13 protein-coding genes are annotated in these 16,273 nt (G+C 51.3%); 6 read left to right on the top strand and 7 right to left on the bottom strand.

All coding sequences use genetic code 11. The features are described from left to right. The first annotated feature begins 5 nt into the window (after positions 1-5). Together ACGHM3_RS23430 and ACGHM3_RS23425 are read left to right on the top strand one after the other, a co-directional pair. Positions 6-674, top strand: a complete 669-nt coding sequence (locus ACGHM3_RS23430) for a YdcF family protein (protein ID WP_345424588.1) — start codon at positions 6-8, stop codon at positions 672-674. A gap of 39 nt (positions 675-713) precedes the next feature. Next, positions 714-1,382 carry a hypothetical protein gene (locus ACGHM3_RS23425; RefSeq protein ID WP_345424585.1) on the top strand — a complete coding sequence of 223 codons (669 nt, stop codon included), beginning with the start codon at positions 714-716 and terminating at the stop codon, positions 1,380-1,382. Positions 1,383-1,490: 108 nt separating this feature from the next. On the opposite strand, the gene ACGHM3_RS23420 is transcribed toward ACGHM3_RS23425, so the two are convergent. The 3 genes from ACGHM3_RS23420 to ACGHM3_RS23410 form a co-directional block, all read right to left on the bottom strand. Beyond that, complete coding sequence (locus tag ACGHM3_RS23420; protein WP_345424582.1) at positions 1,491-2,495, bottom strand: diguanylate cyclase; 1,005 nt, start codon at positions 2,493-2,495, stop codon at positions 1,491-1,493. Between the two features lie 168 nt (positions 2,496-2,663). After that, on the bottom strand, positions 2,664-3,551 hold the full coding sequence (locus ACGHM3_RS23415; RefSeq protein ID WP_345424579.1) for a transglutaminase family protein: 888 nt from the start codon (positions 3,549-3,551) through the stop codon (positions 2,664-2,666). Between the two features lie 18 nt (positions 3,552-3,569). Beyond that, the gene (locus tag ACGHM3_RS23410) at positions 3,570-6,137 is read right to left on the bottom strand and encodes a circularly permuted type 2 ATP-grasp protein (protein ID WP_345424576.1); all 2,568 of its coding nucleotides are present in this window, start codon (positions 6,135-6,137) and stop codon (positions 3,570-3,572) included. Positions 6,138-6,423: 286 nt separating this feature from the next. On the opposite strand from ACGHM3_RS23410, the gene ACGHM3_RS23405 reads away from it, so the two are divergent. The 3 genes from ACGHM3_RS23405 to ACGHM3_RS23395 all read left to right on the top strand — a co-directional run bounded on the left by ACGHM3_RS23405 (position 6,424) and on the right by ACGHM3_RS23395 (position 11,419). Further along, entirely contained in the window at positions 6,424-7,584 is a 1,161-nt protein-coding gene (locus ACGHM3_RS23405; protein WP_345424573.1) for a hypothetical protein, read from the top strand. 503 nt (positions 7,585-8,087) lie between these two features. After that, positions 8,088-9,557: a NarK family nitrate/nitrite MFS transporter gene (locus ACGHM3_RS23400; protein WP_345424570.1), complete on the top strand. Its 1,470-nt coding sequence runs from the start codon at positions 8,088-8,090 to the stop codon at positions 9,555-9,557. Between the two features lie 86 nt (positions 9,558-9,643). Further along, positions 9,644-11,419, top strand: coding sequence for a bifunctional protein-serine/threonine kinase/phosphatase (locus ACGHM3_RS23395; RefSeq protein WP_345424567.1), 1,776 nt, complete (start codon positions 9,644-9,646; stop codon positions 11,417-11,419). A gap of 88 nt (positions 11,420-11,507) precedes the next feature. Here ACGHM3_RS23395 and ACGHM3_RS23390 read toward each other — a convergent pair whose 3' ends face one another. The 4 genes from ACGHM3_RS23390 to ACGHM3_RS23375 form a co-directional block, all read right to left on the bottom strand. Further along, positions 11,508-12,359 carry an aldolase/citrate lyase family protein gene (locus tag ACGHM3_RS23390; RefSeq protein ID WP_345424564.1) on the bottom strand — a complete coding sequence of 284 codons (852 nt, stop codon included), beginning with the start codon at positions 12,357-12,359 and terminating at the stop codon, positions 11,508-11,510. A gap of 18 nt (positions 12,360-12,377) precedes the next feature. Next, entirely contained in the window at positions 12,378-12,884 is a 507-nt protein-coding gene (locus ACGHM3_RS23385; protein ID WP_345424561.1) for a dTDP-4-dehydrorhamnose 3,5-epimerase family protein, read from the bottom strand. Positions 12,885-12,967: 83 nt separating this feature from the next. After that, positions 12,968-14,113 (bottom strand): hypothetical protein, encoded by a 1,146-nt coding sequence (locus ACGHM3_RS23380; RefSeq protein ID WP_345424558.1) that lies wholly within the window; start codon positions 14,111-14,113, stop codon positions 12,968-12,970. 601 nt (positions 14,114-14,714) lie between these two features. Next, a complete protein-coding gene (locus ACGHM3_RS23375; RefSeq protein ID WP_345425017.1) occupies positions 14,715-15,257 on the bottom strand; it encodes a carboxymuconolactone decarboxylase family protein in 543 nt (180 codons plus the stop codon). A gap of 110 nt (positions 15,258-15,367) precedes the next feature. Here ACGHM3_RS23375 and ACGHM3_RS23370 point away from each other — a divergent pair, with 110 nt between their 5' ends. After that, complete coding sequence (locus ACGHM3_RS23370) at positions 15,368-16,255, top strand: AraC family transcriptional regulator (protein ID WP_345424554.1); 888 nt, start codon at positions 15,368-15,370, stop codon at positions 16,253-16,255. Positions 16,256-16,273: the final 18 nt, after the last annotated feature.

Here is a 16,273-nt window from a genome sequence, read left to right as displayed (position 1 = left end):
GCCGCGTGAATAAATTGGCCCAGGCCGAGGCGACGCTTTGGCAATATTTAAACAGTTATCAGCTGCAACCGCTAGCACCGTGCCGGTGGCTATTGGTCATGGGCTGTGCCGATACGCGGGTTGCCGAGTACAGTGCCCAGCTATATCACCAGGGCAGGGCTCAGCATTTACTTTTTAGCGGTGGCCGCGGCCGGGTGACCAAAACACAATTTGCGCAATCCAATGACACAGAAGCCAGCGTGTTTGCTGATATTGCTCACGCCCAGGGTGTGCCAAAGGAACACCTGTATTGTGAGCCCACGGCCACCAACACGGCGGAAAACGTTACCCGCAGTTTCGAATTTTTCCGCACCGGGCCGGTTGCCGAGTTTAGTGGTAGCGAGCCTTTACTGGTGGTTTGCCGAAATATATATCGCCCACGGGTGGCGGCCACGCTACAACGGTGGCAACCAGAGCAAGCATTTTTATTGGCGAGCCCACCGTTAACTTACGCTCAATTTGTGTCTGCCCAGCAGACTCTGCCTGGGGTGAGGCATTCTATGGTGGGGGAAATTAACCGGTTGGTGCATTATCCGCAGCGGGGTTGGCTACCGCCGGTGGCAATTCCCGAGGGGGTGATGCAAGCTTACCAAGTGTTACTGCAAGCCGGCTTCTCCGAGCAATTGGTTGGTTAGTAACACACAACACGTTTCTAACATTTACGAACTATTTTTATGATAAAAAAAATCTCTCTTACCACTGCGGGCGCGGCGATCATCGCTAATGCGCTTACGGCCAACCCCGTTGTTGCCGAAGAAATTATCCTCAACGGCGACGGTACACAAATCCGTTTAAACGACGATGGCTCCTGGGAGCGCGTGTCGGACGACATTTATTTGGATACCGCCGAAGGCCGTAGGGTTGTGCTTAAGGCCGACGGCAGGTGGAGCTACGTGGGTTTAGCGCCGGTGGTGAAAGACGACCAATACCGCGAGCTTATGGTGGAGGTGGCTATTTCCGGTGCGCTGATCAAAGAAACCCGCGAAAAAGTCGGCTCTGGCAAAAACTTTCGCACCGAGTCGCAAACCGTTTACGACCTCACCGTTAGCGTAGCCGCCACGGCGTCGCAACCGTTGCAGCTGAGCGATCTAAAAACCGACTATTTCTCAGTTGCCGATCAGCGTGGGAAGCAATTTAAGGTACTGGCGCTTAACCACAACCAGCAGAATATTCAGCCTGGCGAAACGGCTCAATTGCAATTGGTGTGTAAGGACGCGCCCAGCGCGTTTGCACGCTCTAAAACCCTTACCGTCACCATAGATTCGCAAGCCTTTGCCACCGAGCAGCCGGTAAGCTTAGACATAAGCTACGACGTGATTAAGCGGCAGCGCATTAATTTATAAACGGCGATGGCAAAGGTGTGCGTCTGGTTGGAAACAGACCTTTGGGTTGGAAGCTAACCGCAAGGCTTAGCCCCGCGGTTACCAACTGCTAGGGCCAAGTGGCAGGCCCTAGGCGCAGATTAAATTACGGCCGCTTTGCTTGGCTCGGTAGAGGCTTTGGTCTGCTCGTTCGACCGTGGCGTCTAGGTCTTTCAGCAGTAGGTTAGTTGGGTCCATCTGGGTAACGCCACCGGATATCGTCACCGGTGGTAATTGCTCGCCGGTGCGGGTGTTTTTCCAGCGCAGGGCGCGTATGGCTTCGCGAATTTTGTTGCCCACAAATACCGCTCCTTTTAAGTCGGTATCGCGCAGTATTAATAAAAACTCTTCGCCGCCCCAACGCACGGCAATGTCGGAGCCACGTATGTGGTTTTTAATTTCCCGAGCGACTTGTTTGATGACGTAATCGCCAAAGTTGTGGCCGTAGTTGTCGTTAATCTTTTTAAAGTGATCAATGTCAAATAATCCCAGGCAGTTATGCTCGGCGCAAATGGGATTATCTTCCAATACTCTTTCCAACCCCTTGCGGTTGCTCAGCTCTGATAGCGGGTCAGTAATGGCTTCGATTTCCAACTGTTCTAAATTGGTACGTAGGGTTTTGACTTCTTTTTCAGCCTCGGTGAGGCGGGCGTTCATTTGCGTTTGCTCGTCGCGCACTTGTTGTGTGGCTTGCGCCAAGGCTTTAATAATTTCTTGTGGGTCCGCGGCCTGTTCTTCCAGCGCATCGCCGCCCTCATTGAGTTGGCGTTGGTAGCGGTCCACGGTTTTGGACGACTGCGCACAGGCGGTCATCATGGTGCCCAACAAATGCGCAATTGGATTGATCATTTGTTCATTAATGTCAGGGCGTTTGTCGATAAAGGTGGAATACAGCTCCTGGAAACGAAACGCATCCAGCATGTCTTTGTCGGCGAGGTCACGCACGGAGGATAGCAAAGGGTCGTTTTTACCCAGCATCAGTTCGTAAGCCACGGCGAAGTTGGTCGGCATGGCGGGGATTTCGTACTTGCCTAAAAACTCGATGCTTTTGGCTGAGATTACATTGGCTTGCTGCACCGTATGGCGGTGGGTCATATTCCTTGCCTTATGGTTTCCAATACAAAAAAGTCATTCGCCTTTAGTGTAATTCAGAATATGACATCAGCCACTCCTTGACGTGTTTTATTTTTATATTGTCGTTCATCTCGACTAGCGGTTGGATAGTGGCCATCAACGCTACCGCCCAGTGCGAACCGGTGCCCGTTAACCCTCCAGGCGAGCCACGTCTACCGAGACCGACAGGGTTTGTGAGCCCCCACCTTCAAAGATCACGCCTTTTAATGGCGCAACGTCGGTGTAGTCCCGGCCCCAGGCGGTGGTGATGTGTTGCTTGGAGGGCATATTGTCGTTGGTGGGGTCGAATTCGAACCAGCCTTCCCCGGGTGAATAGACCGAAAACCAAGCGTGTGACGCATCGCTGCCGACCAGCTTTTCCTTGCCGGGGGGCGGTAGGGTTTCTAGGTAACCGCTGACGTATCGGCAGGCAAAGCCCAAAGCGCGCAAACAGCCAATAGCGAGGTGGGCAAAGTCTTGGCACACACCTCTGCGATGTTTTAACACATCGGCCAGAGGGGTGCTTACCGTGGTAAACCCTGGGTCGTAGGCGAAATCGGTGTAGATACGGTGGGTAAGATCGCGGGCGGCGGATAACAGTGGCCGATTGGGGGTGAACGACGGCGCGGCGTATTTGGCCAGCTCGTCGTTGGCTCGAATCACGCTGCTATCCATGGCGTATTCACGGGCTCGCAGGGTGGCTTCGTCCTTCGAGGAGCGCAGCAACTCCAGGGCGTATTCCCAGCTGTTTCCAATATCCAGGTTCATGTCGATTAATCGAACATCGGCAATACGCACTGTGGATTGGATATCCACTTTCAGTTCTTTGTGTGGGTCTTCCAAGCAAAAATTGAACACATTGTTGCCAAAGTAATCTTTGCGCTTGGCAATGGTGCTGGCTTTGGGCGATATGTTGAGCTTGTGGTCCAAACAGGTTTGGTATTCGGTGTTACGAGGCAACAAGCAGGCGTTGTTGTAGGCTAAGCTCACCGGCGTGTTGTAGTTGTAGCAAGTTATGTGTCGTATTTTGTAGAGCATTATCTGTTAACAGCCAAGTTAATCAATCACCCAGGGGTTTTGCACCAATTGTTGTGGACCGGCGGCGTGGTCAAAGTACACGTCGCTGATGGCCGTGGCGGTGGTGTCCATCAATTCTTGCAGGCGCACCAGCAGTTGGTCTAGCTGGCTGCGCACGTTGGGTTTTTTGCGATTAACTTCAATTAGTTTGGTTAAATCCGCCAGTTGCAAGTTGGCAATGGCCTCAATCATTGCGCGCTCTTCCCGGGAAGACTCCGGCGCGGCGGTTCGGGTTTTGGGTAGAGCTCCAACAAAGCGCTTGAGTTGCTCAAGTTGGTAAATTAAAGAACGCGGGTTGGTGCGATCCAGCATCAGCGTTGCCAGCACGTTGTAGAGGCTGGCGTCGTTGCGGAAGCGGCGTCTAAAGGTGGTTAACCCTTCGGTGGTTGATAGGATCGATTCCACACAGGCAGCTTCGGATTCGTCCAGCGAGCAGGCTGGCACCAGCAACGAGCGCATCAGCGTGGTGAGTTGGTACACCTTTTCAATGCCGCGGCCAATCTCTAAAAAGTGCCAGCTCATACCACGGAACATGCTGTCGCTGAATAGTCCGCCCAGGGCTAGCAGTGCAGTTACCAGTGGATCTAGTGCTTCTTCCGGAGCAGAGGACATGCCGGTGCGCAGGTTAATGTGTAGCTGCTCAATTTCATCGTCAATGTCGTTCATTACCCGCTGGGTATCCGACGACAACATCTCGCGCACCTCCGCCGACGAACGCAACATACTGCGCAGGCTGCTGCTGATGCTGCCCATGCGTTTGTGGTCGAGTACCACGCTCATGAGCTCTCGCTCTGGATTTTCGAACACGCCGTCTTTGGCTTCGGTGAAGCCGGGGTAGGTCATGGTGAGCTGAGTAACGGAATACAGGAGTTGCCGCTCGGCTTCCGCCGGCAGTTGGTTGGCGCCATTGAGCTGCATAAACACCGTGCGCAGCAGCCTCAGGGACATATCACTGCGTTCGGCATAGCGCCCCACCCAAAACAGGTTTTCCACCACCCGGCTAGGCAAGCTGCTGTCCACGGTTCGGTTCATCAACGGCGGCGGTGCCGCGGGGGCGTTGGCTTCGTCTTGCTCGCTGGGTAGCTCCACCCAGGTGTCTTTACTGACGGCACCCAGTTGGTTAGAGATTAATTGGTCGCGGGCGTTGGCGGCGGCGCGGGTTAGACCGCCAGGCATGACCTTATAGCCTTGTTCGTCAGCCACGGCGAAGGTACGCAGGGCGAAGGGCCTGGGTTGTAGACTGTTGTTGCGCCAGCAGGGGCCGGTAACTGGCTGAATATAATCCTGGGCAACGAAATTGGCGGGGGTTTGCTGTATTTGCAGCGACAAATCGTTGAGCTCGTTCTCCGACAGGCTGCTGCCATAGATGGCGTGGCTGTCGAAGTGGCCCTGGGCCGGTTTGATGCGCATTTGCCGCAGGTTATTGATGACGTAATCGCAGTCGTCTTTATCGCCGCACCAGTAAGTGGGGGCGCTGGGTAGGCGCAGGGTTTTGCCAAAAAAGTGTTCGCTAATGGCCGGTAGGTACTTCATTAAGGCGCCGGCTTCTAAAATGCCGCTGCCCAGTGGGTTGGCTATGGATACGTTACCGGCTCGCACCACTTCCAGTAGGCCGGGCACGCCCAGCTGAGAATCACCGCGCAGTTCTACTGGGTCGCAGTAGGAGTCGTCCACCCGGCGCAGAATCACATCAACCCGAGACAGACCGTCCAGGGTTTTCATCCACACGTGGCCTTTGCGCACGGTAAGGTCTTTGCCCTGTACCAGGGGATAGCCCAGGTAGTTGGCTAAAAAGGCGTGTTCGAAAAAGGTTTCGCTGTAGGAGCCGGGAGTGAGGATAACAATCCTGGGGCCCTCGCCATTGCGCAGGTTCTTGGTGGGGGCCAAGCGCACCATCTGGTTGCGCATAGTGTTAAAGAAGCTGCGCAACATGCGAATGCCGCTTTCGCGGAACATCAGTGGGAATACCCGCTGCATTACCAGGCGGTTTTCCAGCGCATAACCGGTGCCCGATGGGGCCTGGGTGCGGTCGCTGAGTACCATAATGCGGCCATCCGGTGTGCGGATAAGATCTGCGGCGTACAATATTAGCTGATGCTGGCCAGGTAAGTGGGTGTGATGGCAGGCGCGAATAAACCCAGGGTGGTTGTAAATGGCCTCTGGTGGCACCAAGCCTCGACGGATGATCTCTTGGTTGCCGTAGAGGTCTTTTAAGACGAAATCCAACAGCTGGGCACGCTCTACCAGGCCCACTTCGATTTCTCGCCATTGATCGGCGGACAAAACAATTGGCAGCGGGTCCAGCCCCCAAACCGAGGTGCGCCCGGCGGCACTGTAGATGGCGCCGTCGTCGCGCAGTATGCGGCGAATTTTATCGGTGCGATCGGCTAATCCCACCACGCCCATTTCTTCAACGCGAGACAACAATTGTTGCCATTGGGGCAGCAGCCTGCCATCGGATGCCAAGGCTTCATCTTGGCCGCCAGTGGCGTCATAGCGCAGCGGTTCGGGCGCTGGGCCGGTGGTTTGTGTTTGTTGTTGGGCCATTTAACTGAGACTTACGGTTTTGGTAAACGAAATACCCGAGAGTGTTGCTTGCGTGCTCTTAAAATTAAGTGTAGATCGCCATAAACGAATTGGCTCGGGCTGTCCGCAGGAGGGGCACAGGCAAACATTACCAGATGGTTAAGTATTTGAGTAGCTCTACACAAGAATCCGACCGGTTGTCGCCTAAAGCGTTTAATAACCGTTCCAGATGGTAAGGTTGACTACACTGACTTTCACGGTGTGATTCAGCGCCAAAGTACTTAACATTCTGCATAGGGACGTGCCAGTGTTCACCCGAGGTTTTACAGAAAACAGCTTTTCTACCAGCGTTTATAAGTTACTGGGGTGCCTGGGGTTGGTTGCTATGGTGGTGGCAGCTGTCGATACAAGGATGATGGCTCGGTGGCAAAACGCACAGCCGGAGAAGGCCCCGCCAAGCCCTAGCCAATTGGCCGTATCCCTGCCGCAAATGGCGCACAACACCGAGCTGGCAGGTTATTCCCTTACCTCACTAGCATCGGGGCCGGCCAGCGACCTGCTTACCGATGGCCATCTGTCTTCAACAGACATTGTTGGAACAGTGCCAGCATGGGCTACCACGCCCTGGCAAAAGGCCATGGTACAGGGGCAGCGCAACGAGGATTTGGTGTTAATGGCCATCGCCAGCCACGCCGATCTCGACCTCAAAGAGCGATATCTACTCGATGCCTACGCCTTCAACGCCGATGAAGTGCTCGTCAATTACCACGTACTGTCCCATTGCGTTCACAACCCGGCCTCCAGCTTGTGCGGGCTGCCTATAGTTGATTCGCTCATTCGCAATGACGGCGACAATATGGCCACGTTGCTCAACATCGCGCTTTACTACGCACGGCTGGGCGATAACCCCAGTGCCCTGAACTACCTAAACCGGGCGGCCCAGGGCGAACTCAAGGAAGACTACCTGTATCGGCATTTGGTGGCCGTGGACGCGTCCTTTCGGTATCACAATATTGAACGCAACGCTCAATCGCTGGGTGAGTCTTTACGTGTGGCGGTGAACAGCAGTGTTACGGATTACCGGCAGCTCAGCGCCCTGTGCCAGATAAATAGCGGCTCCACAGCGGTCCTGGGGGTGTGCCATCAGGTGGGTTTGCGGTTGCAAGCGCAAAGCAAAACTCTGTTGGATCAGCTGGTGGGCGCAAGCCTGGGGCGCCAATTTGCAGCCGGCGATCATGGGGCCCGGGGGTTCGCAGGTTCAACGACGGGTGCCGTGGCCGATTGGCCGGCGGACGCTGAAGCGTCGCAATTTGCCTGGGAAGGAAACGAAGCCTTGTTCGCCCGCCACGCAGAAAAACCAGTCAGCGATGATGCTTGGTACAGTTACCTAGCGGTGTACCGGGGGCAGGGTGAGCTGAGTGCAAACGAGTATTTGTATGGCTATTTGCAAGATCCTGTCTCCTTCTAGCCTATGTCTTTCTAGGTGTGCCTGCTTTAATTGGAGGAGTCTTCCATTATGTGGGGCTTCCATTAGTTACCGGCCTTCTCTCTATTAGCTTTCGCAACTTTCGCACCAGTATTCCCCGGATTGTCTTCCTTTTCGGGGTGCGTTTCCTATGGCTACTTTTCTCTCAGTCACACACCTTGCCCTCGGTTGCCCTATCCTTGGTTATGGGTAATCCCAGTTATTTGGGTTGTTGCAGCCTGTCGTGCGGCGGATGTATAAAACAAAATTGCACTAGAAGTGTCATGACCTTAAGGTTTGTGTAATCTGCTGGTGCATAATTTTCTTTGAATAAAGCACCATCGTTGCGCATAAAAGTTTTTCATGTCTCTCAGGGGTGCTGATAAGCAACTGAAATAAGTGGCTTTTTGGGGCCTTTTAAATAAATTTGACAGTTTTTGGTGCCTTAGGCACGCTTCTTGTAATACTGGCGGCAACTACACACCTTTATTAGGAGTTCTGCCGCAATGAGCACCGAAAAGTTCAACCTGCTGTCGTTTACCGGCAAGATGCGAGTGTTGCATCTTACCTGGATTGCCTTCTTTATCACCTTTGTGGTTTGGTTCAACCTTGCCCCCATGTTACAAGCCATCAAAGCAACTCTGGGCTTAACCGATGCCGAAGTAAAAATGCTACTGACGCTCAACGTTGCACTGGCCATCCCGGCTCGGGTGATCGTCGGTATGCTCACCGATAAATACGGCCCGCGCATCGTTTACTCCGCGTTGCTAGCGCTCTTTTCCCTGCCTTGCTTTGCCTTCGCCATGGCGGACACTTTCACCCAGGCCGCTATCGCTCGGTTCTTGTTGGGTGGTATTGGTGCCGGCTTTGTGATCGGCATTCGCATGGTGTCTGAGTGGTTCCCGCACAACGAGCTAGGCACCGCCGAAGGCATTTATGGTGGCTGGGGCAACTTTGGTTCTGCCGCCGCTGCCTTTACCTTGCCAACCGTTGCGCTTATTTTTGGTGGCGATGACGGCTGGCGCTATGCCGTCGGTATTACCGGCGTTATTTCGCTGGTGTACTCGTTTATCTTCTACGCTTCAGTCAGTGATACCCCCAAGGGCTCAACGTACTTCCGTCCTAAAAATCTGGGCGCCCTGGAAGTTACCAGCAAGGGCGATTTCTACTTTTTGCTGTTAATGAAAATCCCAATGTACGCCATTCTGGCCTTCCTTACCTACAATCTGTCACCCGCCAAGATGGGCATGCTTAGCCAAACCGCGGCCATCGGCATCTGGGTATTCTTAGTTGCGCTGTACTTTGTGGAAGTGAAAAAAATCTGGGATGTGAACAAAGACGTGTTCCACACTCCAGTGCCAGAAATGCACCAGTACCAATTCAAGCAGGTGGCCGTTCTTAACGTGCTTTACTTCGCCACTTTTGGTTCTGAGTTGGCGGTGGTGTCTATGTTGCCGTTGTTCTTTGCCACAACGTTTGAGTTGTCACCCGTTATGGCCGGTATGGTTGCCTCAGCTTACGCCTTTATGAATCTGATGTCTCGCCCTGGTGGTGGTTGGTTGTCGGATCGCTTTGGTCGCAAGCCGGTGTTATTGATTCTTACCGCTGGTTTGGCCATTGGTTACTTTGCTATGGGGCAGGTTAATAGCTCTTGGCCATTGTGGTTGGCCGTAGTGGCTGCCATGGCGTGTTCTTTCTTTGTACAGGCCGGTGAGGGTGCTGTATTTGCCGTGGTGCCTTTAATTAAGCGTCGTTTAACCGGCCAAATTGCGGGTATGACCGGTGCCTACGGTAATGTGGGAGCAGTAACCTATTTGGCGGTGTTTGCAGCCGTGGATGCCAGCACCTTCTTCTTCGTTATCGCGGCCACCGCAGTGTTGGGTTTTGTGGCCCTCTTATTCTTGGAAGAGCCGCAGGGCCAAATGGCAGAAGTGCGCGAGGATGGCTCGGTAGAGCTAATCAACGTATCTTCCTAAGCGCTGCGCGCATCCGTTGCAATACCAAAAGGGGTGCTATTATGGCACCCCTTTTTGATGGGTAACTCTTTCTCGGCCGGTAACCAATGATGACTAAAACCAAAGCCGCCACCGCCATAGAATCCGGTGTGCTACAACCAGACACACTCAAACTCAGCATTGGTGGTTACAGTGATGCCGGTGCAAAAGACGGCAACGATGATGCCTTCGCTGCTTACACACCAGAGGGCTCGGTTAAGCTGATCAAAGGCGCGGTGGCATGCATTGCCGATGGTGTCAGTTGTAGCGAAAACTCCCACATCGCCAGCCAAACCAGCGTGACCAATTTTATTAGCGACTACTACGCCACACCGGATAGCTGGTCCATCCGAGATTCGGTTAGCCGAGTGCTCAAATCGCTTAACAACTGGTTGTTTTCCCAAGGCGGGCTGTTAAATCGCAATGACGACGCTTACGTCACTACGTTTACCGCGGCGGTCATTAAATCCACAACGGCTCATATCTTCCACGCCGGCGACACCCGAGCCTATTTGCTGCGTGACAATAAGTTGGAGTTGCTCACCCAGGATCACTGTCGTTTTTTGGCCGGCAATAAAAGCCACCTGGTGCGTGCATTGGGAATCGATACCCGCTTAGAAATGGATTACCTGCCAACGGAATTAAAGCAGGGCGACGTGCTGTTTTTGTCCACCGATGGTGTGCACGAATTTGTGCAGGAACAAGACATTATAGCCCTGGCGCAATCTCCCTCTCTCAGCTGGGAAGAAAAAGCCAAAGCTATTGCCGTTAAGGCCTTGGCAGGTGGTAGCGACGATAACGTCACTTGTTTACTGGTCAGTGTGGATGAGCTGCCACTAGAAGACATAAACGAATCTCATCGGGCGCTGACCGAATTAATTATTCCGCCAGTGCTGGATGTGGGTATGAAGATTGACGGCTACGAAGTATTAAAGGTGCTTTATAGTGGCACCCGCAGCCACGTGTATTTGGTAAAGCACCCCAATTACCAACGGCCTCTGATACTCAAAGCGCCCTCGGAAAATTTCACCGAGGATGCCCAATATTTAGAGGGTTTCATTCGAGAACAATGGGTAGGCCGAAAATTAAATAGCCCGTACGTAATGAAAATTCTTCCTCACGATGGAGAAAAGTTTTTATACCATCTGTGTGAATACGTCGAAGGTGAAACGTTAAGGCAATGGATGCTGGAGCATCCTTTACCGTCTTTAAATAGCGTGCGTGATTTACTGCAGGAAATTATCCGAGGTCTGCGTGTGTTTCAGCGAGCAGGAATGGTACACCGCGACTTAAAACCGGAGAACATTGTTATCGGCAACGATGGCAAAGTCAAAATTATTGACTTGGGTACCGTGCAGGTAGATAGCTTGGAGGAAGTGGGCAGCGTACTAGAAAACGGTGTGCCCGTGGGTTCTGTAAATTATATTGCACCGGAATACTTGTTGGGAGGTCATGGCGTGTTTCAATCGGATTTATTTTCTCTTGGCGTTATTACCTACGAGATGCTCACAGGCTCAGTACCCTACGCTTTAGAAAATGCCCACCGCTCACCGCCCAAACAACTGCACCAATGGCACTACCAAAGCTTAAAAACAAAACGTAAAGATCTACCGGCATGGGTGGATATGGTTTTAGAAAAAGCCTGTAATCCCTCGGTGGCTCGGCGCTACCCCGCGTATTCGGAATTTCTTCACGACCTAACCAAACCCAACCCGGTAATGCTGCGGCAAATTAACCAAGCGCCTTTGATGGAGCGTCATCCAGAGCGCTTTTGGATGGTGGTCTCGGCGATACTGTTTTTACTGGTAATGGTGCAGGCGTATCTGCTGGTGGCGGCTGGCTAGTGCTGGCCCATTGATCGGCCTGCGAAATGGTCGTTTTGTTATCGCTAGCGCTACCGAATTTATCTGTTCTAAGAAATAATCTAGTCAGTTACGGCAAAACCTTCCCTTGAGCTAATTCCTGCCGTATAAATGTCTTTAATGATGATCGCTCCTGTTCCCATGATTTGGCTGAAGAGCTGGCACACTCATTTAAAAAGCGGCGAAATGTATCAACCTCGGTGATTAACTTCGAGTCACTGTTGGCGGCTTCGAGAAATGCTCTGGTAACCAGCGCCCCGGTAGCGTTTAGCCTTGGGTATTGGCTTGCAACTCGCCAGCCAGGAATGGGCAAGCGTTGGTCGTCAATACAGGTCACGCCGCCAACGTGGAATGGTAAGCCTGCTCCGTTTACGACCTTGCTAACATGTTCAGCAATCCAATGTGTTAGTGTTTCAAAGCGGGACGGGATATTGAGCGAAATTTTTAGATCGGTTAAGCCAATATGAATCTCATCGATACCCGATATCTTAACCAAGTCTTCGATATAAAAAATAGCGGCGGCAGTTTCTACCAGCAGGATAGTGGTAGCACGGCCATTGACGAGCCGAGAGAAATCCTTAACCTCCTGTGGCCGATGAAAGTAGGGCAACATTATATGCGTAGCGCCAATATCCAGAGCCGCGTTAATCTCAAACTCGCTACCAGCATGCATGCTGTTTACTCTTACAAATAGCGGGTGGTGATCAATGGCTCGGCGGATGTCTTCGAGATCGTTCAGGTCGTGGCTGGATACTCTAGAATTGAGCCCTGATTGACGTTGTGCTTTACCTATCTTTTCTAAATCTACCCCAATCCTATTGATACCGGCCAGAACACCTCGCCTTGCTTCCGTTGGGCAATTGGTAATCATGGTAAGTACGAAGTTATCACCGAAATCACTGTTGCTTGCGTCATCGTTCATTGGTGGCTCCGGTAGAATTTAAAAAGTAAAGGGGATTTCAGTGGTGTCCGGAGGTAATCTGTATTCGTCTGGATCGGAATACTGATAGGCCCTATCAAAGTAATTTATAAAAATTGACTCTTGATGTGATAGGTTTTTAAAGCCATGCCAGATGCCAGGCGGTATTACTAAAGCCCCCGGCCGTAAGTTACTTAGGTTTCTGACTTCCAGTTTTTGATAGGTGGGTGACTGAGGGCGGCCATCGTACATCGCTAGTTTAAACGTGCCTAAAATCACGAAGACATGGTCTTTCTGTAAGCGGTGCATATGCCAAGCTGAAATCGCACCGGGACGTAAGGTTACCTGAATAATTTGTTTAATCGGATCTGAGTGTAGATTCCAATCCTCTCTATAGCCCTCGGAAGTAGTGCCGTTTCCGGTGATAATATTCTTCGTTTCCCTGAATAGAACGCCATCGATAATGCTTTCGGGCAAGGACCATTCTGAATCGGTAGATTGCTGGTCTTTTTTTACTTCGTCCTGCATATTAGAATCTCCGGGCTAATAGATGATGTAACGACGTTTAATTCCCTACACTCGTATCCATGATGGCAAAATTATTAGTTGCGCTAGGCGGCCAAACCCAAATCTTTCAGTATCCACTGGGCTGCTTTGGTAGGGGATAGATAATTATCAAACAGCTCAAGGTTTAATCGAGACAGTCTCTCCAAACTTGAATTTTCACTAAGTATTGCGATAGCGCTATCGACAACTGTACTCGGATTGGAATAACCAAATTGATCTTTTAGGTGTGTGTACTTGGCTATCATGTCGGTGTTGTTGTTAATCGGATCTCCAAGCATTACACAGCCGGCGCTCATTGCTAATAAAAACTTAGAGGAAATGCACCCGTCCATGCCTTGCGTATAAATTACTATCTTGGCTCGGCTCATGGCTTTTAGGTAATCCGCCTGAGACAGTCTAGGCTGCTTCATTTTTCGATACTGAGGGGGTATATCGGCGTGGGACGTAAACCCGATAGTGCAGTGTAAATGTGGTTTTTTATTAATTAGCTCCATCAAGCTGTGTCGAAATTCCATCGCTGCGTTGTGCCTTGGGTTCGGGCGATAGGATGTGACAAAGAATATATCGATGGTTTTGGGTTCGTAACGGAGTTTTAATAATTGGTCTAAGGATTGTAGCTTACGTAAACGTCTGATCCGCTGTAAAACGTCTTGCCAAAATCCCGAGTAGGGTTTTGAATGGCTTAGCCCCGGTTTGATTCTTATGGGATTCAACGGGAAAATTATTCGTTTGCAAAATGGTAATATGGCGGACGTTATAATTGGTGCGAACTGAGCAATGGGCCGAACTTTTTGCTGTAGTGCAAGTGGCAAATCACTGTGTTTTAAGAAGTCTTCGTTAAAATTTACTTTATAGTATCTGTCCACTACCTTGAGTAATGACCGGTGATATCCTTCAGTATGGTCAGATATTCCTGCGGTTTTATTGCTGTCATGAGCATCGATACATATAAAATATTCAACGGAATCGGTGCGAATGCTGTAGATACTTATCGCAAATAATAGATGGCGCGCGTTCTTATCCTGTAGCGCGTTTTTGATGGTTGCCGGAATATTTAAGGATACATTGGTCCGAAGCGCTACTTCACCCAAACGCGAATCGGCGCGGCTGAGTCTGTCAAATCCCTCGTAGTAATAACCAGAATAATATAGATCGGCCACATCAATTAAACGTATTTGAATCTCTGTCATGCATCCCCGCGCGGCGAGCTAAGTTGTTCAGTAAAAAATAGGTAACAACCACCAATGGAGAACAAGCGGTAAGTCATTCAAGCAGTTCAAGCGCTTAATTGTTCAGCCGTGAATAGAAAACTTTCGTCTTGCGAATGACAAAGTTAGCACGTCCGGGGGCGAGAAGGAATACGGTTGCCTTGATGACTTTAATATTGCCCAGTTGAGAGTCTGGCCGGGTTTAATGATATAAGAGGTGTCATTAACAAAACAGTGCTTAAAGTAAGTTATGAATTATAGCGGCGTGAAAGTCAGTACAAGCTTCGGATATTTGCAATTGAGGGTAAGGAGTTGAGCGTTAATTAATTTGACCGGTAAGTTAATGCGGCTAAACTTTTTATTTTGGTCAGTGCATCTGATTTACATGAATATCGCAAATATGTGGTTGGTGGGAGAGCGGTGGCTTTATTCGGTATTCAAGGGCCTAAAGTGATATGTGAAATTCTTTACAGTGGAAGGTCTGGGGAAGGCAAGTGCCCGAGTAATAAATTGGGCGTTATTGCTGTCGTCACTGGTCAATAGCGCGCATGAGAGATTCAGGCGCGCTATTGAGTAGGGCGAATTACACAACAAACTTCTTAAACGCCTCATCCACCGGCGTCTTCGCCAAGTGGTTGGTGTAGTTGCTCAGTACCTTCTGCGCCAAACCCAATAATATCTCTAGTAGTTGCTGGTTGCCGTAACCGGCGCTGTAGAATTTATCCAATTGCGCATCCGTTAAATTGCCACGCTGGTCTACTATGGCGTAGGTGGTTTCTTGCAGCGCTCTTAGTTTTGGGTCTGCCACTGGCTCGCCTTTACTCAAAGCATCAATTAACTTTTCGTCTACTTGCATCATATGGGCAATGCCGGTGTGTGCTGGTAGGCAATAGTTACAGTGGTGGTAATAGTTGATGGTTTGCCACACCACGGTGAGTTCGGCGTTATTAAAGCTGCTGTTTTGAAACTCAGTGTGTAGGTGCTTGTAAATTTCCAGCACCTGGGGTGAGGCTGCCAGTGCTTTATGCAAACCCGGTACAAAGCCAAAGGCCTTTTTAGAGGCTTCCAGTTGTGGCTTTACGTTCTCTGGGGCGGTTTCAATTTCGTAAAAGGTAAATGACATAATCAACTCCTTGGGGTTAATGAATTAGGAGTGTCCAGTTTAGGGCTGGCTTACAGGTTAATTAATGCTGTATGGTTTCCTTGTTCTGCTCATTCGTATCAAGTGGGGGCGTTGTGTCGTTAATTGATGATTTGGTCAATTTACTGAGGCTTAAGGTCGAGGTTTACCATAACGCGCGGGTGTGCGGTGATTGGCACCTAGAGGCAGAAGCCACCAACCGGGCGTGTTTTCATATGCCGAGCCAAGGGGAGTGCCGCTTGCAGGTGCCTGGGGAGGGCGAGTGGCACTTACACCAGGGCGATGTGGCGATCTTTCCTCGGGAGCTGGCCCACAGCATTGTGCCCACAGAGCCGTTAAGTGGGCAGCAGCAACATCTACCCATCGCTCAGTCTCAAGGCCAACCCGGCACTAGCTTGCTGTGCGGTGTCATCCATTTTCATCACAGTGGCGGCGCACAATTGGTGGGTTTGTTGCCCAAGGTTGTGGTGGTGCGTATGGCGGAGGCTGGCCAGTGGCTGAAGCCCCTGAGTGAACTGATCGTGCACGAAAGCCTGGCCGGCGAAGAGCTCAATAGCCCCGTACTGGCGCGCCTGTGTGAGGTGCTGGTGAGCTATACCTTGCGTTGCCATATACAAAACAGCAGTCATCCAACCGGCTTGCTGGCGGTGTATAACCACCCAAGGCTGTTTAAGGCCGTTAAAGCCATGCACAGCCGCCCAGGCAGAGATTGGCAGTTGGCCTCTCTGGCGGAGCAGGCCAATATGTCGCGTTCGAGGTTTGCGCAATTGTTCTCCGAGGTAGCCGGTATGACGGCCACCCAATACTTGGTGTGGTGGCGCATGCAAGTGGCCTTTGCCGAGTTAAAAAAGGGCCACAGCGTAGAGCAGGTGGCAGATGCCGTGGGTTACGCCTCGGAAGCTGCCTTCGCCCGGGTGTTTAAAAAAACCATGGGTACCACGGTGGGTGCGGTACGAGCCGGAGGCAACGCAACAACAGGTTAACGACGATGATACGATTGG

The organism is Halioxenophilus aromaticivorans, from assembly GCF_042850945.1.
Classification (GTDB): Bacteria; Pseudomonadota; Gammaproteobacteria; order Pseudomonadales; family Cellvibrionaceae; genus Halioxenophilus; species Halioxenophilus aromaticivorans.
The sequence above is the reverse complement of the archived record's forward strand: the minus strand, read 5'-3'. Positions and strand labels throughout refer to the sequence as shown.